The sequence below is a fragment of the Streptomyces zaehneri genome (assembly GCF_032248645.1).
Lineage (GTDB): Bacteria > Actinomycetota > Actinomycetes > Streptomycetales > Streptomycetaceae > Streptomyces > Streptomyces coriariae.
This window is the reverse complement of record NZ_JASTTJ010000001.1, coordinates 512,028-529,789: the sequence shown is the minus strand read 5'-3', so window position 1 is coordinate 529,789 and position 17,762 is coordinate 512,028. Positions and strand designations below refer to the sequence as shown.

The window sequence follows — 17,762 nt, the reverse complement described above, 5'->3', positions numbered from 1 at the left end:
GATCTGAACCGAGGTGTACGCCCATGGAGGCCCCGCCGGACAACGACGTGCTGTGGGCACGCTCCCTGTACTTCACGCACCGCGACGGCTCACCGGCGCTCGGCGGTGTCTCGCTGGGCGTGCGGGAGGGCGAGATCCTCGCCGTCAGCGGACCGCGCGGCAGCGGCAAGACGACCCTGCTGCACTGTCTGTCCGGCCTGGTGCCCGCCCAGCGCGGCGAGGTCTGGTTCAACAGCGTCCCCGTCCACACGATGGGCCCGACGGCCCGTGAACGGCTGCGGCGCAACCGCTTCGGCTGGATCGACCCGGCGCCGGTCCTCGTCCCCGAACTCAACGTCTGGGAGAACGCGGCCCTCCCCCTGATGCTGCGCGGCACCAGCCGCCGCCGGGCCAAGGCCGCCGCGCTGGAGTGGCTGGACCGCCTGGACATCGGCGACAGGTCCCGGAGCCGCCCGCACGAGCTCACCCAGGCCGAGCGCCAGCGGGTCTGCATCACGCGCGCCCTGGCCCCGGCCCCCTCGGTCCTCTTCGCGGACGAGCCGACCGCGCCCCTGCACCGCGCGGACCGGGCCCACGTCCTGCGCACCCTGACGACGGCGGCCCGCTCCCACGGCATCACCGTGGTGCTGGCCACCCACGACCCGGAGACCGCCGCCCTCGCCGACCGCACGGTGCCGCTGATGGACGGGCGCCGGGTGAAGACGGTCCATCTGCCGCCGGTCACGGAGCCGGAAGGCCGGGGGGCCGCGTGCTCGCTCTCCGTCTGACGCGCAGCGCCCACCCCGCCGTCCAGCTCCGCCGCCTCCTGGTGGCGACGGCCTCGGCGGGCACCGGCTTCCTGCTCCTGTGCACCCTCGGCCGCGCGCTGACCCACCCCGAGGCCCCGGCCGCGTCCGTGCTCCGCCTCGCCTGGTGCGCGGTCCCGCTGGCCGCGACGGTCTACTTCGCCCAGGCGGTGGCCCGCACCGACCCCGGCACCCGCCCGCGCCCCGGCCTGGCGGCGATCGGCCTGGGCCCGGCCCGCCTGATGGCCGTCTCGGCGATGACGACGGCCCTGTCGACGCTGCTCGGCTCCATGCTCGCCCTCCTCCTCTTCCTGCACCTGCGCGGCGACCTCACGGGCATGCCGTTCGACGGAGCGGCAGACGACTTCCTGGCCGCGAACCAGCCCCTCCCGTTGCCGGCGTCCCTGACCCTGCTGGCACTGGTCCCGGTGACCTCGTCCCTCGCGGTGGCCCTGATGCTCCGCCCGAGGGACGCGCGCGTGGCGGACCGGGCGGCCCCGGGGATGTTCGGCCGGTTCGGCGCGTTCGGCAGAACAGGGCCGGGCGACAGGTTCGGCGAGTACGGCCGCTTCGGGGCGAGGACGGTGAGCGGCCTGCCGACGCGCCCGGCCGCGGAGGCCGGCCCCGCCGAGGCGGCTCCCGACCCGGCGACGAGCGGCAGGCCCTCCCACCCGGCCGCGGGCGGCGGCCCCGCCACGACGGCCGGCCCGGCGGCGGACGGCATCCCGGGGACACCGGGCACCACGGTCCTGTCCTCGGCGTCCTCGACGTCCCCGGCCTCGGCGCCGGCCCTGGTCGACGGCACAGCGGAGGCCTCCGCCGACGGCGCCCCCGCGGCACGGGCGCAGACACGGACACCGCCCCGGACACAGACGGGACCGCCCCACCCCACCGCCCTCCCCTGGGGCATGGCCCTCCTCGCCGCCGGCCTGGCCGTGGAGGCGTACGCGAACCGCACCGCGAACCCCACCACCCTCCCGCTCCCCGGCGGACTCCCCACCGGCCCCGCCGCGGTCCTGGTCGGCTGGACCCTCACCGCCGTGGGTCTCGCCCTCGCCGGCCCCGGCCTCACCCACCTCTGCGGCCGGCTGCTCCAGTCGGCCCGCCCCGGCGCCCTCCGTCTCCTCGCGGGCCGCGGCCTGATGCAGGAGGCGGCCCGGATCGGACAGCCGCTCGGCGTGGTCTGCGCGGTGGCGTCCGGCGCGTACACGATGGCCGCGCTGTACGACCCGGCCGATCCCGCCTTCGGCCCGCTCACCACCCTCGGCGCCCTGGTCGTGGCGGGCTGCGCGGTCGCCACGCTCCTGACCGCGGCCGTGGAGGCGCGGCAGGTCCGTGCCGACACCACCGCCGCCCTGCTCCGCCTCGGCGCCCCGGCCACGACGCTGCGCAGCGCCGCCGCCCTGCGCACCGGTGCCCTGCTCGCCCTCTTCGTCCCGCTCACCCTGATCGTGGCCGAACTGGCGGCCCTCCCGCTGACCGGCTGAGGCCGCGCACGAAGAAGGTCCCCGCCCCGCGATGAGTTCCGCACGGCCCCTCGGTCTACCCCACCGAACGCCACACACCAGCAACGCGCATCCCCTGGGAGAGACCCGATGACCACCCCGGCCTACCAGCAGATGATCTTCGTGAACCTGCCCGTGAACGACCTCGGGGCCTCGAAGAAGTTCTTCACGGAGCTCGGCTACACGATCAACCCGCAGTTCAGCGACGACAAGGCGGCCTCCGTGGTGATCAGCGACACGATCGTCGCGATGCTGCTCACCAAGCCGTTCTACTCGACGTTCACCAAGAAGGAGATCGCGGACTCCTCGAAGACGAGCGAGGTCCTGATCGCCCTGAGCGCCCAGAGCCGCGAGAAGGTCGACGAACTCGTCGACAGGGCGCTCGCGCTGGGCGGTTCGCCGAGCGGCGAGACGCAGGACATGGGCTTCATGTACGGCCGTTCGTTCGACGACCTCGACGGCCACACCTGGGAGGTCGTGTGGATGGACCCGTCGGCCGTCGGGAGCTGACCCACCGCTCGTCCGGCGCTGCCTAGCATGGGCGGGTGCATCCGACGACACCCGCCCAGCCGTACGACGGCTCCCACGACCGTGAGATCGAGTCCCTCGCCGAGTTCGACGAGGTGGCCGCCACCCACGGCACGCTCTCCCACTTCCGCGTCCAGTCCGTCGACCTGACGGCCCGTACGGACGCGCTCCTCGCCCTGGACACCTCGGGCGCCGTCTTCCTCGGCTGCCCGATGGAGCCGGCGGCGGCCACGAAGTCCCGCGCCTCGGGCGCCCTGGTCTTCCCGCCCGTACCGGGTCTGCCGTTCGACCCGTACCGCGGATTCGTCTACTCACCCGACGAGTTGTTCGCGTCCCTGGACGAGGGCTACGAGGCGACCCCGGACGCCCGCACGTACGCGTGGTTCCAGCGCACGAAGGCGGACGGCGACATATTCGGCTCGCTGCTCCGCTCGATCCACGACGACGCCGTCTCCGACGCGCTCGACGAACTCCTCGTCGGGGAGCGCGTGGTGGGCGTCATGGGCGGCCACGCCATGGCGCGCGGTACGGAGGCCTACGCCGGCGCGGCCCGGCTCGGCCGTGAACTCGCCCGGGACGGGCTCATGGTGGCGACCGGCGGCGGTCCCGGCGCGATGGAGGCGGCGAACCTCGGCGCGTACGCGGCCCCCTTCGACGGCGCGATGCTCACGGACGCGCTCCGACTCCTCGCCAAGGCGCCGAAGTTCACGCCCTCGATCACCGACTGGGCGACGGCGGCCTTCGAGGTGCGGGCCACATGGCCGGGCGGCGGCCCCTCGGTGGGGATCCCCACCTGGTTCTACGGCCATGAGCCGCCGAACCCGTTCGCCGCGCACCTCGCCAAGTACTTCTCCAACGCCACCCGCGAGGACGGCCTGTTGGCCCGCTGCACCGCGGGGGTGGTGTTCCTGCCGGGCGCCGCCGGGACCGTACAGGAGATCTTCGACAACGCGACGCCCAACTACTACGGGTCGCGGGGCGAGCCGACTCCGATGGTGCTCGTGGACCGGGAGCACTGGACGCAACGGCTGCCCGCCTGGCCGCTCTTGCGGTCACTCGCCCGGGAGCGGTCGATGGAGTCCCGTATCGCCCTCGTTGACCGGATCGAGGAGGCTCCGGAGGCGTTGAAACGTCTCGGTGGTTAATAAGCGGGCAAAGCCAGCCGCTGGGAGGGGTCCCCGCATTGACACTTCTTATGGAACGCTTATAGACCTGTGAGTCTGCTGGGGATGGTGACGCACTCGGCTCACCGGGGGCGCCATCTCCCCCTCCACCCCCCGCAGTTGCGCTTCCCGTAAAGGACAAACGTGTCCCTTTCCCGCCGTACCGCCGCCCGTTCGGTGCGCATGCTCGGTGTCACCGCCGCCTCCGCCGCCCTGGCGCTCAGCGCCGCCGGCACCGCGCTGGCCTGCGACATCAGCGAGTTCTCCGCCACTGCCGCCTGTGACGGCGCCAAGGGTGTCATCACCGTCACCGACAAGGACCCCACGGGCGTCCCGGCCGTCATCACCGTCTTCCTCGAGAACAACGGCGCCGACCTTCGGCAGGTCGGCGCGGCACAGACGGTCGAGGGCTCACAGAAGGGCGTGACCGTCTCCTTCGCCGAGGCCTGGGAGCCGAACGCCGAGTACCGGATCCACGTCAAGGCCGTCAAGGGCAAGAAGATCCTGGTCGACAAGGACATACCCGGCAACCTGACCACCCCGTCCAAGGCCTGCGAGGCCGAGGACACGTCCACGCCGTCCACCACCCCCTCCACCACCCCGTCCTCGACCCCGTCGGACAGCACGACCACTGCGCCGCCGGCCGGGACGACCACCCCGTCACCGTCCGCCCCGGCGAGCGACAACGCCGCGCCCGCGCCCTCCGCGAGCAACGCCCCGTCGCCCGCGGCCCAGGAGTCCAACCTGGCCGAGACCGGTGCCGGCTCCAACACCGGTCTGATCGTCGGCATCGCGGCGGTCCTCGTCGCCGTCGGCGGTGGCGCGGTGTTCTTCGGTATGCGGCGCCGCGGGTCCAGCAACCGCTGACCCGCACCCCCGGCCGGCCCGCCGGACGCAGCCGAGTGGCCCGCCCCCTGTCTCCGGGGGGCGGGCCACCCGCATGTCACGCTCCCGCGGGGTGGGCCGGTCTCAGTCGAGTACGACGGTCTCGGTCGCGTCGAAGGACACCCCCACCACGCCGCCGACCTCCGGCGCGTCCCGCAGCGTGCACGCCGCCTCCAGCCTCGGTGCGCCCTCCGGCTGGAGGTGCACGGCGACATGGGTACCGCGGAAGGTGCGGGCGGTGACCGTGCAGCGCAGTCCCTCGTCCGCGCCCACCAGGCGCACCCCGGCGGGCCGGACGAGCAGCGTGCGCGCCCCCTGCGCCGACCCGGCCGGCACCGGCACCTTGCCCCACGGCGTGACCGCGGCCTCCTCCGTGACGGTCGCCTCCACCACGTTGTCGAAGCCGAGGAAACGCGCCACGAACGCGTCCGCCGGCCGCTGCCACACCTCGAGAGGCGTACCGGACTGGGCGATCCGCCCGTCCCGCATCACCACGACCCGGTCGGCGAGCGCGAACGCCTCACCCTGGTCGTGGGTGACCGCCAGCACGGTCGTCCCCAACCGGCCGAACAGCTCCCGGAGTTCGACGACCAGGCGCTCCCGCAGCGACCGGTCGAGCTGGCCGAGCGGCTCGTCGAGCATCAGCAGCCGGGGGCGCGGCGCCAGGGCCCGGGCCAGCGCCACCCGCTGCTGTTCCCCACCGGAGAGCGCGGCCACCGCACGGCCCGCCGCGCCCGGAAGCCCGACCAGGTCGAGCAACTCCGCCACCCGCTCGCCCTGCCGGACCCTGGGCATGCCGTGCATCCGCAGCCCGAAGGAGACGTTGCCGCCCACGTCGCGCTGCGGGAACAGCTGATGGTCCTGGAACATCAGGCCGAGCTCCCGCTTGTGCGCGGGCACCCCCGCCTGGTCGCGCCCGTCGAGCAGCACCCGCCCGGCGTCCAGCGGCTGGAGCCCGGCCACCGCCCGCAGCAACGTCGACTTGCCGCTGCCGCTCGGCCCCAGCACACACACCACCTCGTGCTCGGCCACCGCGAGATCGACGGCGTCGAGCACGGGCCGCCCACCGAACCGCACGGTGGCGCGCTCCAGTTCCAGCAGCATCTACAACTCCCCCGTCCGGTCGGTCCGCAGTCGCTCCAGCACCAGCAGCGCCACCACGCACACCACCATCAGAATCGTCGAAAGGGCCATCGCCTGGCCGTAGTTGAGCTCGCCGGCCCGCCCGAGCAACCGCGCCACGGCGACCGGCAGCGTCGGGTTGTCGGGCCGCGCGATGAACACCGTCGCCCCGAACTCCCCCAGCGACACCGCGAAGGCGAACCCGGCCGCGACGAGCAGCGCCCGCCACACCATCGGCAGGTCGACCTCCCGCCACACCCGCCAGGGCGACGCACCGAGCACGGCCGCCGCCTCGCGCAGCCGCTGGTCCACCGCCCGCAGCACCGGCAGCATGGTCCGTACGACGAAGGGGATGCCGACCAGCGCCTGCGCGAGCGGCACCAGGATCCACGTGCCGCGCAGGTCCAGCGGAGGCTCGTCGAGCGCGATCAGGAACCCGAAGCCGACGGTCACCGCGGAGACGCCCAGCGGCAGCATCAGCAGCGCGTCGAAGCCGCGGACCAGCCGTCCGGCGTCGCGTCGGGTGAGCGCGGCCGCGGCGAGCCCGCCGACGGCGACGGCGATCGCGGTCGCGGTGACGGCGTACTGCAGCGAGTTGCCGATCGCGTCGATCGGGGGGACCAGGAAGACGTTGCCGTCGTCGCTGGTCAAAGCCCGGTAGTAGGCGAAGCCGGGCGCGTCGAGCGAGCGCTGCGCCAGCACCGCCAGCGGCAGCACCAGCAGCACGGCGATCGTGCCGAGCACTGCGGCGAGCAGCGCCCACTGCCCGGCGCCGCGCGGCCGCCGCGCCGTCACCGACGCGTCCACCAGCCGCAGCGCGCTCTCGCGCCTGCGTACGGTCCCCGCGTGCACCGCGAGGATCGCGCCGACGGCCAGGAACTGGACGATCGTGAGGACGGCCGCCGTGGACAGGTCGAAGATCTCGGAGGTCTGCCGGTAGATCTCCACCTCGAGGGTGGAGAAGGTGGGACCGCCGAGGATCTGCACCACGCCGAAGGAGGTGAAGGTGAAGAGGAAGACCATCAGCGCGGCAGCCGCGACGGCGGGCCCCAGGGCGGGCAGGGTGACCGTGCGCCACGCCGTCAGGCGGGACGCGCCGAGCATCCGCGCCGCCTCCTCCTGCCGCGGGTCGAGCTGCGACCACAGCCCGCCCACCGTCCGTACGACGACCGCGTAGTTGAAGAAGACGTGCGCCAGCAGGATCGCCCACACCGTGGTGTCCAGCCGTACGCCCCACAGGTCGTCGAGCAGTCCACCGCGCCCGACGAGCGCCAGGAACGCCGTGCCGACGACGACCGTCGGCAGCACGAACGGAACGGTGACGACGGCGCGCAGCACCTGCTTGCCCGGGAACTCCAGGCGCGCGAAGACATACGCGGCGGGCAGCGCGACCAGGAGCGTCAACGCGGTGGAGGCCAGCGCCTGCCAGGTGGTGAACCACAGGACGTGCCGGATGTCGGACTGCGCGAGCACGTCCCACAGCCGCCCGAAGCGCCGGCCCCCGTCGGAACCGAGCCCCCGGGCGACGATCGCGGCGACCGGGTAGGCGAAGAACACCGCGAAGAACGCGACGGGCACGGCCATGAGTCCGAGCCGCGCCGCGTTCCCCGTGCGGGCCGCGCGCCCGGTCACCTCAGTACGAGCGAGGTCCATGACTTGACCCAGTCGTCACGGTTGTCGGCGATCTTCGCCGGGTCCAGGGTCTCCGGGTCCTTCGCCTGCGGGCCGTACTTCGTGAACTCCGCCGGCACCGCGGCCCCCTCCCGCACCGGGTAGACGAACATGTTGAGCGGCATGTCCTGCTGGAACTCCGCGGTGAGCAGGAAGTCGAGGAGCGCCTTGCCGCCCTCGGGGTTGGCCGCGTTGCTCAGCAGACCCGCGTACTCGACCTGGCGGAAGCAGGTGCCGGTGGAGACGCCGGTCGGGGCGGTGGCCGGCTTCGGGTCCCCGTAGATCACCTCGGCGGGCGGCGAGGAGGCGTACGAGACGACGAGCGGCCGGTCGGCCCCCGCCTTCTTGCCGCCCGCGGAACCGGAGAACTCCTCGTTGTAGGCCTGCTCCCAGCCGTCGACCACCTTCACGCCGTTGGCCTTCAGCTTCTTCCAGTAGTCCGCCCAGCCTTCGTCGCCGTACTTCGCGGCGGTCCCGAGGAGGAATCCCAGCCCCGGCGAGGAGGTGGCGGCGTTCTCGGTGACCAGCAGGTTCTTGTACGCGGGCTTCAGGAGGTCGTCGAAGGAGGCGGGCGGGGTCAGCTTGTGCGCGCTGAAGTACGCCTTGTCGTAGTTGACGCAGATGTCGCCGGTGTCGACGGGTGTGACCCGGTGCTTCTTCTGGTCGGCCCGGTACGCGGGCAGGACCTGGTCCGCGCCCTTCGCCTCGTACGACTGGAACAGCCCGTTGTCGAGGGCGCGCGACAGGAGCGTGTTGTCGACGCCGAAGAAGACGTCGCCCTGCGGGTTGTCCTTGGTGAGGATGGCCTTGTTGACGGCCTGGCCGGCATCGCCGTCCTTGAGGACCTTCACCCGGTAGCCGGACTTCTTCTCGAAGTCGGCGAGCACGTTCTTGGAGACGGCCCACGAGTCGTGGCTGACGAGGGTGACGGTCTTGGACTGCGCCGCCGAACCGTCGTCGTCCGACGATCCGCAGGCGGACAGCGTGACGAGGCCGAGGCCGACGGCCGCGGCCACGAACGTCCTGGTGTGCACTGGATTTCCTCCTGGGGTTGACCAGGAAGAGACGCGGCCCTGCCCGGGCACCGGCGGAAGCTTCCGCCGGTGCCCGGGCAGGGCGCAACAGCTTGAGTGATGACCGAACTTCCTACCCAGAATGACCTGGGCAAGGTTCAGAGGGTCTGCGGACTCTCCCGCACTCTCAGCGCTGTGGCGCTCCCCTGTCGGAATATGAAGATGTACTGATACGGACGTACTGATACCCGATACGTCATACCTGATACCGGGGTCAGACTACCGCTCGGTGGCCGCGAGCTGACCGCATGCCCCGTCGATCTCCTGGCCACGGGTGTCCCGCACCGTGACGGGCACCCCGTGCGCGGCGATCGCCTCGACGAACGCCTTCTCGTCCTCGGGCCGGGACGCCGTCCACTTCGAACCCGGGGTCGGGTTGAGCGGGATGAGGTTGACGTGCACGGGCTTGCCGCGCAGCAGCCTCCCCAGCCGGTCACCACGCCAGGCCTGGTCGTTGATGTCCCGGATCAGCGCGTACTCGATGGACAGCCGGCGTCCGGACCGCTCGGTGTACTCGAACCCGGCGTCCAGCACCTCGCGCACCTTCCACCGTGTGTTCACGGGGACGAGGGTGTCGCGCAGCTCGTCGTCCGGCGCGTGCAGGGAGATCGCGAGCCGGCACTTGAAGCCCTCGTCGGAGAACCGGTGGATGGCCGGCACCAGCCCGACCGTCGACACGGTGATGCCCCGCTGCGAGATCCCGAGCCCGTCAGGAGCCGGGTCGGTGAGCGCGCGGATGGCGCCGACGACCCGCTTGTAGTTGGCGAGCGGCTCGCCCATCCCCATGAAGACGATGTTGGAGAGCCTGGCGGGCCCCCCTGGCACGTCCCCGTCCCGCAGCGCCCGCATCCCGTCGACGATCTGGTGCACGATCTCGGCGGTGGACAGATTGCGGTCGAGACCCGCCTGCCCGGTCGCGCAGAACGGGCAGTTCATCCCGCACCCGGCCTGCGAGCTGATGCACATCGTCACCCGGTCCGGGTAGCGCATCAGCACCGACTCCACGAGCGTGCCGTCGAACAGCCGCCACAGGGTCTTACGGGTGGTCCCCTGGTCCGTCGACAGATGCCGCACGACCGACATCAGGTCCGGCAGCAGTGCCTCACGCAGCTTCTCGCGAGCACCGGCGGGGATGTCGGTCCACTCCGCCGGGTCGTGCGCGTAACGCGCGAAGTAGTGCTGCGACAGCTGCTTGGCACGGAACGGCTTCTCCCCGATCTCCGCCACGACCTCCTTCCGCTCGGCGGGCGAGAGGTCGGCGAGATGCCGCGGCGGCTTCTTGGCTCCGCGGGGGGCGACGAAAGTGAGTTCTCCGGGTGCAGGCATAACCCCTCCAGTGTCGCAGATCGAATGCGTGGCCCCGGCTGTGAGCCATACGGCGTGATCGCCGGCGGCCGGGCGCGGCGAACCGCCATGTCACACGGCGACGGGCCCCCTCCCCAAGGCACAGGGAGAGGGCCCGTACGAGCCGGTCGTGCGGTGTGGGTCAGCCGGAACCCACGAACAGGACGAGCAGCAGCCACACCACGGGAGCCGTGGGCAGCAGCGAGTCCAGGCGGTCCATGATGCCCCCGTGGCCCGGGAGCAGCGTGCCCATGTCCTTGATGCCCAGGTCCCGCTTGATCATCGACTCGCCGAGGTCGCCGAGCGTGGCGCTGGCCGCGACGGCCAGGCCGAGCAGCAGACCCTGCCACCAGGTGCCGTCGTCGATCACGAACTGCATCAGCAGCGCGCCGGCGACCATCGCGAACGACACCGCGCCGAGCAGGCCCTCGCGGGTCTTGCCCGGGCTGATGCGCGGAGCGAGCTTGGTCTTGCCGAAGCGCCAGCCGACGGCGTACGCGCCCGTGTCGCTGACGACCGTCAGGACCAGGAACGTCATGACGCGGAAGGCTCCGTCGTCGGCGGTGAGCATCAGGGCGACGAACGTGGCCAGGAACGGGACGTAGAAGGCCGCGAAGACGCCGGCGGTGACGTCCTTCAGGTAGCCCTCGGGCGGTTCGGTCATCCGCCAGACCAGCACCGCGAGCGCGGTGAGGGCCATGGCGACCCAGGCGCCCTCGGGACCCCGGACGTATCCGGCGACGACCATCGCCGCCCCGCCGACCGCGAGCGGCACGAGCGGCGCCTTGATGCCCTTGCGCTCCTGAAGCCTGCTGGTCAGCTCCCACAGGCCGACGACGACGGCGACCGCTATCACGCCGATGAACACGGCCTTGACGACGAACAGCGACGCGATGATCACCACGCCCAGCCCGACCCCGACCCCTATGGCCGCGCCCAGGTCTCGGCCCGCACTCTTCTTCTGGGGTGCGGGCGCCGGGTGAGAGGCGTCGGGCATGGGCTCCGGATTCTGCGGCACCGCCGCGTGGGGCTGTGCCGACGGTGTGTCGTGGCCGTGGGCGGCGTCGCCGTACGGCTGGTTGCCGTAGGGCCGGTCCGGGAACAAGGGGCCGCCCGACCGAGCGGCCCCCCGGTCGTCATCCTGGTTTCCGCCGCGCGCGGGTACGTCGGGGACGATGGGCATGGGGCGAGTCTGCTGCGCCTCAGGCGCATCGTACGCGGGACCCGCCGGGGCGGCCCCCTGGACCGGCCCCTGGTCGACGGGCCCCCAGTACCCGGCCCGCGACCCGGCGTGTGGCGGTGAGCCCCAGGAAGAGTCGTTCATCAGACCTCGAGCAGCTCCGCTTCCTTGTGCTTCAGGAGCTCGTCCACCTGGGCGACGTACTTCGCGGTGGTGTCGTCGAGCTCCTTCTCCGCACGGCGGCCCTCGTCCTCGCCGACCTCGCCGTCCTTGATCAGCTTGTCGATCGCGTCCTTGGCCTTGCGGCGGACCGCGCGGATGGACACCTTGGCGTCCTCGCCCTTGCCCTTGGCGACCTTGATGTAGTCGCGGCGGCGCTCCTCGGTCAGCTCCGGGAACACCACTCGGATGATGTTGCCGTCGTTGCTCGGGTTGACGCCCAGGTCGGAGTCGCGGATCGCCTGCTCGATGTTGCGCAGCGCGGTCTTGTCGAACGGGGTCACGACCGCCATGCGCGGCTCCGGCACGGAGAACGAAGCCAGCTGGTTGATCGGCGTCGGTGCGCCGTAGTAGTCGGCAACGATCTTGTTGAACATCGCCGGGTGCGCACGGCCGGTGCGGATCGCGGCGAAGTCCTCCTTGGCGACCACGACGGCCTTCTCCATCTTCTCCTCGGCCTCGAGGAGGGTCTCTTCGATCACCACTTGCTCCTGCGTGTCTTGAGTAGGCCCGGCTGCGGTTCCTTGCGGAGGCGGCGGCCGGCTGCGTCGCGTCTTCTTCCTGCACGGTTCCCGACCGGCAGGACATTGTCCATCCCCCGGCCAGGGTCCGTCCCCCGGTCAGGTGTTGTCGTACGGAACCGGGGTTCTACGGGGTCGTACCGGTCAGGACCGGCTGCCCTGCTCACCCACAAGCGTGCCGATCTTCTCACCCTTGACGGCGCGAGCGATATTGCCTTCGGTCAGAAGCTCGAAGACGAGGATCGGGAGCTTGTTGTCGCGGCACAGCGTGATCGCGGTCATGTCGGCGACCTTCAGGTCGCGGGTGATGACCTCGCCGTAGCCGAGGGCGTCGAACTTGACGGCCGCCGGGTTGGTCTTCGGGTCGGAGTCGTAGACGCCGTCCACGCCGTTCTTGCCCATCAGCAGCGCCTCTGCGTCGATCTCCAGGGCGCGCTGGGCGGCGGTGGTGTCGGTGGAGAAGTACGGCATGCCCATACCGGCACCGAAGATGACCACGCGGCCCTTCTCCAGGTGCCGCACGGCGCGCAGCGGGATGTACGGCTCGGCGACCTGGCCCATGGTGATGGCGGTCTGCACGCGGCTGTCGATGCCCTCCTTCTCCAGGAAGTCCTGGAGGGCGAGGCAGTTCATGACCGTGCCGAGCATGCCCATGTAGTCCGAGCGGGCCCGGTCCATGCCGCGCTGCTGGAGTTCGGCGCCGCGGAAGAAGTTGCCGCCGCCGATCACGACCGCGATCTCGGCACCGTCACGGACGACGGCGGCGATCTCACGGGCGATCTTGTGCACCACGTCGGGGTCCACGCCCAGGCCCCCGCCACCGGAGAATGCCTCCCCGGACAGCTTCAGCATGAACCGGCCGCGTAGTTTGCCGTCGTCGCTCTTCTGGGCCTTGGTGGTCATGGGAGATCCCGCCTCTTTCACGTGGTGCACATGCGAAGAAGGCCATTGCCGGTGGGGTGTTCCAACCCGTGCGCGGCAATGGCCTCCTCGTCAGATCTGCTGTCGTCCGTCACGCACGCGCGTGACGGCGTACCGGACGACTGCGTCCGACCCTATCGGGCCGGAGCGTCGATCGCGGTACGGACTCAGATGCCGACCTTGATACGCGTGAAGCGCTTCAGGGTGACACCGGCCTCGTCCAGGACCTTCTGGACGGACTTCTTGTTGTCCAGCGCGTACGGCTGGCCGAGCAGCGTGGCGTCCTTGAAGAAGCCGTTGAGGCGACCCTCGACGATCTTCGGCAGGGCGGCCTCGGGCTTGCCCTCGGCGCGGGTGGTCTCCTCGGCGACGCGGCGCTCGGACTCGACGACCTCGGCCGGCACGTCCTCCTTGGAGAGGTACTTCGGCGCGAAGGCGGCGATGTGCTGGGCGATGCCCTTGGCGACGGCCGCGGCCTCATCGGTCTGCTTGTCGAACTCGACGAGGACACCGATCTGCGGGGGCAGGTCGGGCATCGTGCGGTGCATGTACGCGGTCACGAAGCCGTCGGCGAACTGCGCGAAGCGGTCCAGCACGATCTTCTCGCCGAGGTTGGCGTTGGCCTCGTCCACGAACGCCTGGACGGTCTTGCCGGCCTCGATCTCGGACGCGAGCAGCGCCTCGAGGTCGGCCGGGGAGGTCTTGGCGACGTGCTCGGCGATCGCGTTGGCGACGGCCTGGAACTTGTCACCCTTGGCGACGAAGTCCGTCTCGCACTTCAGCTCGACGAGGACGCCGGAGGAGTTGTCGTCGGCGATGATCGAGACCACGGCGCCGTTCTCGGCGGAGCGGCCCTCACGCTTGGCGACGCCCTTCTGGCCCTTGATCCGGAGCGCCTCGACGGCCTTGTCGACGCTGCCCTCGGCCTCGTCCAGTGCCTTCTTGCAGTCCATCATGCCGGCGCCGGTGAGCTCACGGAGCTTCTTGACGTCAGCGGCGGTGTAGTTCGCCATGATCTGTGAATCTCTCTCGGAGTTCGAAGTCTCGAAGATCGGGGGGCTGTGGGTGAACGGCGGGCGATGCGCTCGGCACCCCCCGCCGTCACTTCGTCCCTAGGGCCGTACGGACGATCTGGCGCCCGTACGGCCTACGGCCTGGCTCAGGCCTGCTCGCCCTCGGCGGCCGGAGCGGCCTCGGCGGCGGGGGCCTCAGCCTCGGCGGCGGGGGCCTCGGCCTCGGCGGCGGGAGCCTCGGCGGCCGGGGCCTCAGCCTCGGCAGCGGCCTCGGCCGGCTTCTCGGCGGCCTCGTCCGTGGTCTCGGCGTCGGCCTTCTTCTCGCCCTCGAGCAGGTCGCGCTCCCACGCGGCCAGCGGCTCGCCGGCGGCCTTGTCGCCCTTGTCACCGGTGGCGACGCCGGAACGGGAGATGAGGCCCTCGGCGACGGCGTCGGCGATCACGCGGGTGAGCAGGGTGACGGAGCGGATCGCGTCGTCGTTGCCCGGGATCTTGTAGTCGACCTCGTCGGGGTCACAGTTGGTGTCGAGGATGGCGACGACCGGGATGTTGAGCTTGCGGGCCTCGCCGACCGCGATGTGCTCCTTCTTGGTGTCCACGATCCAGACGGCGCTGGGCACCTTGGACATCTCGCGGATACCACCGAGGGTCTTCTCGAGCTTGGCCTTCTCACGCGAGAGGACCAGGAGCTCCTTCTTCGTCAGACCCGAGGCGGCGACGTCCTCGAAGTCGATGAGCTCGAGCTCCTTGAGGCGCTGAAGGCGCTTGTAGACGGTCGAGAAGTTGGTGAGCATGCCGCCCAGCCAGCGCTGGTTGACGTAAGGCATGCCGACGCGGGTGGCCTGCTCCGCGATGGCCTCCTGCGCCTGCTTCTTCGTACCGACGAACATGACCGTGCCGCCGTGGGCGACGGTCTCCTTGACGAACTCGTAGGCGCGGTCGATGTACGACAGCGACTGGAGCAGGTCGATGATGTAGATGCCGTTGCGCTCGGTGAAGATGAAGCGCTTCATCTTCGGGTTCCAGCGACGGGTCTGGTGACCGAAGTGGACGCCGCTTTCCAGCAGCTCCCGCATCGTGACGACGGCCATGGCCGTTCTCCTTGGGTTTCTCGGTTGTACCGCGGGGACCGGACGGCTCCCGCGCCTGACGCCCGCGATGCGCCGAGCCACGAAGGACCGAGGGGCGCAGATACCGGAGAACCGACCGTGGCCGGCCCCCGATACCGGGGCGTGCGAAGTCGACCCGGTGACCCGGATCGCCAGAAGAAGTGTACGGGACCGGCGGGGCACCGGGTGACGCCGCTGTCCACAACCGGCGGGTGGTCCACAGGCTCCGGCGGCGGTCACGGGGCCACGCGACGGTGGCGTCATGCACGCACAGCGAATCACGGCCCTGCTGCCGGTCCTGTCGATGATGGCGCTGGCCACGGTGGCGTGGGCGGACCCGCAGGTCGCGCGGGGAGCCCGGGCGCTCCCCGCGCCGCCCGTCCCGGCGATCGGCCGGGCCTGGCCGGTGGGCGGCCGTCCGGCGGTGCTGCGGGGATGGGAGCCACCGGCCGGCCCGTACGCCCGCGGCCACCGAGGTGTCGACCTCGCGGCACCCCCGGACGCTCCGGTACGGGCGGTGGCTGCCGGCCGGGTGTCCTTCGCGGGGCGGGTGGCCGGCCGGGGCGTCGTCTCGGTGGAACTGTCGGCGACGGGCAGGCCGCCCCTGCGGACCACCTACGAGCCGGTGCGGGCGTCGGTGCGCAAGGGCGACGAAGTGGCCCCGGGCCAGATCGTCGGCACGGTGGAACCGACGGGCTCGCACTGCGGACGAACGTGTGTGCACTGGGGGCTGCTGAGCGGCAGGACGTATCTGGACCCGCTGTCGCTGCTGCCCCCGTGGCTGCGGCGGACCGGCCCGTCACGGCTGCTGCCGGTGCTCGGCGTCCCCCTGCCATGACCCAGCCCCGCCAGACCGGCCCGTCACGGCTGCCGCCGGTGCTCGGCGTCCCCCTGCCATGACTCAGCCCCGCCAGACCGGCCCGTCACGGCTGCCGCCGGTGCTCGGCGTCCCCCTGCCATGACCCAGCCCCGCCAGACCGGCCCGTCACGGCTGCCGCCGGTGCTCGGCGTCCCCCTGCCATGACTCAGCCCCGGACGCCCCGCAGCACCATGCCCACGGCGGCGTCCGTGATCGCCGTGGGATCCTCCGCGGCCCCGAGCTCGATCCGCCGCACCGCCGCGTCCACCACACCCTGCAACAGCATCGCCGCCAGCCGGGGCTCCGCATGCCCCAGTTCCGCCAGCGCAGCCCCGATCATCGCCACGAGCCCGCCGTGCGCCGCCCGGATCTTCTCCCGGGCCCCCGCGTCCAGCTCGCTCGCCGAGATCGCCACGACGGCCCGGTGCCGCCGGTCGCCCACCAGGGCGAGCTGCCGTCGCACATACGCCTCGACCTTGGCCTCGGCCCCGTCGGCCGCGGCCATCGCCGCCTCGACCTCAGCCGCCCACACGGGGAAGTCGACCTCGCACAGCTCCTCGACCACGGCGGCCCGCGACCGGAAGTACTCGTACACGGAGGAACGCGCGAGTCCCGTGCGCTCGGCGAGGGCCGGGAAGGTCAGCGCCTCCGTACCGCCCTCGGACAACAGGGAGCGTGCCGCGTCCAGCAGGGCGGCACGCTGCATCGACCGGTGCTCGGCCACGGAGGCCGCTCGAATCCTTGGCACGTCGACCACTCTACGGACGCTCCACCCCCGGCGGGAGTGACTGCGCCCGCACTTCCGCCGTCCGGCCGGGGCGGTCCGGCCGGTCCGGCCGGTTCAGCGGCCGAAGCTCGCCAGTTTCGCGCGCAGCTGGAGGACCGACTTGGTGTGGATCTGACTGACCCTGCTCTCGGTCACACCCAGCACGTTCCCGATCTCGGCGAGCGTCAGGCCCTCGTAGTAGTAGAGCGTGACGACCGTCTTCTCCCGGTCGGGCAGCGTGTTGATCGCCCGCGCGAGGAACCGCCTGAGCTCCCGGTCCTCGGCCACCTCCACGGGGTTGTCCGCGGCGGTGTCCTCCAGCGTGTCCATGAAGCTGAGGCCGTCCCCGTCCTCACCCCCGACGTGCAACAGCTCCTCCAGCGCCACCACGTTGGCGAGCGACAACTGACTGAACACCGCGTGCAGTTCGTCCACCGCGATGCCCAGCTCGGCGGCCACCTCGCACTCCGACGGAGTCCGCCGCAGCCGGGCCTCCAGCGTCGCGTAGGCCCGCTCGACGTTGCGCGCCTTCTGCCGCACCGACCGCGGGATCCAGTCCAGCGCGCGGAGCTCGTCGATCATCGCGCCCCGGATCCGGGTGATCGCGTAGGTCTCGAACTTGATCTCCCGTCCGATGTCGAACTTCTCGATCGCGTCGATCAGTCCGAAGACCCCGGAGGACACGAAGTCGGCCTGCTCCACATTGGGCGGCAGGCCGACGCTCACCCGGCCGGCCACGTACTTCACCAGCGGTGAGTAGTGCAGGATCAACTGCTCCCGCAGCCGTTCGTCCCCCGTCGCCTTGTACGACCGCCACAGCTCGTCGAGCGTCGAGGGAGCGGGCGGCCGCACGCTGCCACCGTCACGGGCGGCTGGGGTGATCGCCGCCCGGTCGGACCCGGAGGTGTGCTGGGGCATTCGTCGCCTTGTGCCGTTCTGCCGTGAAGTGCGTGAGGTGGGTACCGCGTGGTGCAGAGGTGCCGTTCTGTGCCGGAATCCTCGTGAGCGTAGCGTGACTGAAGTGTCGCGGTGCGCGAAGAGCGGGCCCCGACCGGTACGCAGATACGTTCCGCTGGACGCACTCCAGGGTCACGGCGG

At 71.6% G+C, this 17,762-nt stretch carries 17 protein-coding genes; 6 read left to right on the top strand and 11 right to left on the bottom strand.

The window, feature by feature from the left end:
- Nucleotides 1-23 precede the first annotated feature (23 nt).
- The 5 genes from QQM72_RS02380 (at nucleotide 24) to QQM72_RS02360 (ending at nucleotide 4,848) form a co-directional block, all read left to right on the top strand.
- Nucleotides 24-767: an ABC transporter ATP-binding protein gene (locus tag QQM72_RS02380; protein ID WP_314219076.1), complete on the top strand. Its 744-nt coding sequence runs from the start codon at nucleotides 24-26 to the stop codon at nucleotides 765-767.
- A complete protein-coding gene (locus tag QQM72_RS02375) occupies nucleotides 749-2,272 on the top strand; it encodes a hypothetical protein (protein WP_314219075.1) in 1,524 nt (507 codons plus the stop codon). The genes QQM72_RS02380 and QQM72_RS02375 overlap by 19 nt, the downstream gene beginning before the upstream one ends.
- 108 nt (nucleotides 2,273-2,380) lie before the next feature.
- A complete protein-coding gene (locus QQM72_RS02370) occupies nucleotides 2,381-2,800 on the top strand; it encodes a VOC family protein (RefSeq protein ID WP_314219074.1) in 420 nt (139 codons plus the stop codon).
- A 35-nt stretch (nucleotides 2,801-2,835) separates the two neighbouring features.
- A complete protein-coding gene (locus tag QQM72_RS02365) occupies nucleotides 2,836-3,963 on the top strand; it encodes an LOG family protein (RefSeq protein WP_314219073.1) in 1,128 nt (375 codons plus the stop codon).
- Between the two features lie 162 nt (nucleotides 3,964-4,125).
- Nucleotides 4,126-4,848: an LAETG motif-containing sortase-dependent surface protein gene (locus QQM72_RS02360; RefSeq protein ID WP_314219072.1), complete on the top strand. Its 723-nt coding sequence runs from the start codon at nucleotides 4,126-4,128 to the stop codon at nucleotides 4,846-4,848.
- Between the two features lie 102 nt (nucleotides 4,849-4,950).
- Here QQM72_RS02360 and QQM72_RS02355 read toward each other — a convergent pair whose 3' ends face one another.
- The 9 genes from QQM72_RS02355 to rpsB all read right to left on the bottom strand — a co-directional run bounded on the left by QQM72_RS02355 (nucleotide 4,951) and on the right by rpsB (nucleotide 15,021).
- The gene (locus QQM72_RS02355) at nucleotides 4,951-5,970 is read right to left on the bottom strand and encodes an ABC transporter ATP-binding protein (protein ID WP_314219071.1); all 1,020 of its coding nucleotides are present in this window, start codon (nucleotides 5,968-5,970) and stop codon (nucleotides 4,951-4,953) included.
- On the bottom strand, nucleotides 5,971-7,641 hold the full coding sequence (locus tag QQM72_RS02350) for an ABC transporter permease (RefSeq protein WP_314219070.1): 1,671 nt from the start codon (nucleotides 7,639-7,641) through the stop codon (nucleotides 5,971-5,973).
- Nucleotides 7,617-8,693 (bottom strand): thiamine ABC transporter substrate-binding protein, encoded by a 1,077-nt coding sequence (locus tag QQM72_RS02345; RefSeq protein WP_314219069.1) that lies wholly within the window; start codon nucleotides 8,691-8,693, stop codon nucleotides 7,617-7,619. The genes QQM72_RS02350 and QQM72_RS02345 overlap by 25 nt, the downstream gene beginning before the upstream one ends.
- A gap of 258 nt (nucleotides 8,694-8,951) precedes the next feature.
- A complete protein-coding gene (gene rlmN / locus QQM72_RS02340; protein WP_054239714.1) occupies nucleotides 8,952-10,058 on the bottom strand; it encodes a 23S rRNA (adenine(2503)-C(2))-methyltransferase RlmN in 1,107 nt (368 codons plus the stop codon).
- A 160-nt stretch (nucleotides 10,059-10,218) separates the two neighbouring features.
- Nucleotides 10,219-11,400 carry a phosphatidate cytidylyltransferase gene (locus QQM72_RS02335; RefSeq protein WP_314219068.1) on the bottom strand — a complete coding sequence of 394 codons (1,182 nt, stop codon included), beginning with the start codon at nucleotides 11,398-11,400 and terminating at the stop codon, nucleotides 10,219-10,221.
- Complete coding sequence (frr, locus tag QQM72_RS02330; RefSeq protein ID WP_020128692.1) at nucleotides 11,400-11,957, bottom strand: ribosome recycling factor; 558 nt, start codon at nucleotides 11,955-11,957, stop codon at nucleotides 11,400-11,402. The genes QQM72_RS02335 and frr overlap by 1 nt, the downstream gene beginning before the upstream one ends.
- A 183-nt stretch (nucleotides 11,958-12,140) precedes the next feature.
- A complete protein-coding gene (pyrH, locus tag QQM72_RS02325; protein WP_054239716.1) occupies nucleotides 12,141-12,899 on the bottom strand; it encodes a UMP kinase in 759 nt (252 codons plus the stop codon).
- A 185-nt stretch (nucleotides 12,900-13,084) separates the two neighbouring features.
- The gene (tsf, locus tag QQM72_RS02320) at nucleotides 13,085-13,930 is read right to left on the bottom strand and encodes a translation elongation factor Ts (protein WP_314219067.1); all 846 of its coding nucleotides are present in this window, start codon (nucleotides 13,928-13,930) and stop codon (nucleotides 13,085-13,087) included.
- A gap of 146 nt (nucleotides 13,931-14,076) precedes the next feature.
- On the bottom strand, nucleotides 14,077-15,021 hold the full coding sequence (gene rpsB, locus QQM72_RS02315) for a 30S ribosomal protein S2 (protein WP_314219066.1): 945 nt from the start codon (nucleotides 15,019-15,021) through the stop codon (nucleotides 14,077-14,079).
- Nucleotides 15,022-15,301: 280 nt separating this feature from the next.
- Here rpsB and QQM72_RS02310 point away from each other — a divergent pair, with 280 nt between their 5' ends.
- On the top strand, nucleotides 15,302-15,877 hold the full coding sequence (locus QQM72_RS02310) for a murein hydrolase activator EnvC family protein (protein ID WP_314219065.1): 576 nt from the start codon (nucleotides 15,302-15,304) through the stop codon (nucleotides 15,875-15,877).
- Nucleotides 15,878-16,064: 187 nt separating this feature from the next.
- Here QQM72_RS02310 and QQM72_RS02305 read toward each other — a convergent pair whose 3' ends face one another.
- Together QQM72_RS02305 and whiG are read right to left on the bottom strand one after the other, a co-directional pair.
- Nucleotides 16,065-16,622: a TetR/AcrR family transcriptional regulator gene (locus QQM72_RS02305; RefSeq protein WP_314219167.1), complete on the bottom strand. Its 558-nt coding sequence runs from the start codon at nucleotides 16,620-16,622 to the stop codon at nucleotides 16,065-16,067.
- A gap of 117 nt (nucleotides 16,623-16,739) precedes the next feature.
- Nucleotides 16,740-17,582: an RNA polymerase sigma factor WhiG gene (whiG, locus tag QQM72_RS02300; RefSeq protein WP_307165625.1), complete on the bottom strand. Its 843-nt coding sequence runs from the start codon at nucleotides 17,580-17,582 to the stop codon at nucleotides 16,740-16,742.
- Between the last annotated feature and the right edge of the window lie 180 nt (nucleotides 17,583-17,762).

What these genes read in the sequence shown, in the direction of transcription:
- QQM72_RS02380 (WP_314219076.1), top strand. Translation starts at nt 24, where the DNA reads ATGGAGGCCCCGCCGGACAACGACGTGCTGTGGGCACGCTCCCTGTAC.
- QQM72_RS02370 (WP_314219074.1), top strand. Translation starts at nt 2,381, where the DNA reads ATGACCACCCCGGCCTACCAGCAGATGATCTTCGTGAACCTGCCCGTG.
- QQM72_RS02355 (WP_314219071.1), bottom strand. Translation starts at nt 5,970, where the DNA reads ATGCTGCTGGAACTGGAGCGCGCCACCGTGCGGTTCGGTGGGCGGCCC.
- QQM72_RS02350 (WP_314219070.1), bottom strand. Translation starts at nt 7,641, where the DNA reads ATGGACCTCGCTCGTACTGAGGTGACCGGGCGCGCGGCCCGCACGGGG.
- rlmN (WP_054239714.1), bottom strand. Translation starts at nt 10,058, where the DNA reads ATGCCTGCACCCGGAGAACTCACTTTCGTCGCCCCCCGCGGAGCCAAG.
- QQM72_RS02335 (WP_314219068.1), bottom strand. Translation starts at nt 11,400, where the DNA reads ATGAACGACTCTTCCTGGGGCTCACCGCCACACGCCGGGTCGCGGGCC.
- pyrH (WP_054239716.1), bottom strand. Translation starts at nt 12,899, where the DNA reads ATGACCACCAAGGCCCAGAAGAGCGACGACGGCAAACTACGCGGCCGG.
- tsf (WP_314219067.1), bottom strand. Translation starts at nt 13,930, where the DNA reads ATGGCGAACTACACCGCCGCTGACGTCAAGAAGCTCCGTGAGCTCACC.
- rpsB (WP_314219066.1), bottom strand. Translation starts at nt 15,021, where the DNA reads ATGGCCGTCGTCACGATGCGGGAGCTGCTGGAAAGCGGCGTCCACTTC.
- QQM72_RS02310 (WP_314219065.1), top strand. Translation starts at nt 15,302, where the DNA reads ATGCACGCACAGCGAATCACGGCCCTGCTGCCGGTCCTGTCGATGATG.
- whiG (WP_307165625.1), bottom strand. Translation starts at nt 17,582, where the DNA reads ATGCCCCAGCACACCTCCGGGTCCGACCGGGCGGCGATCACCCCAGCC.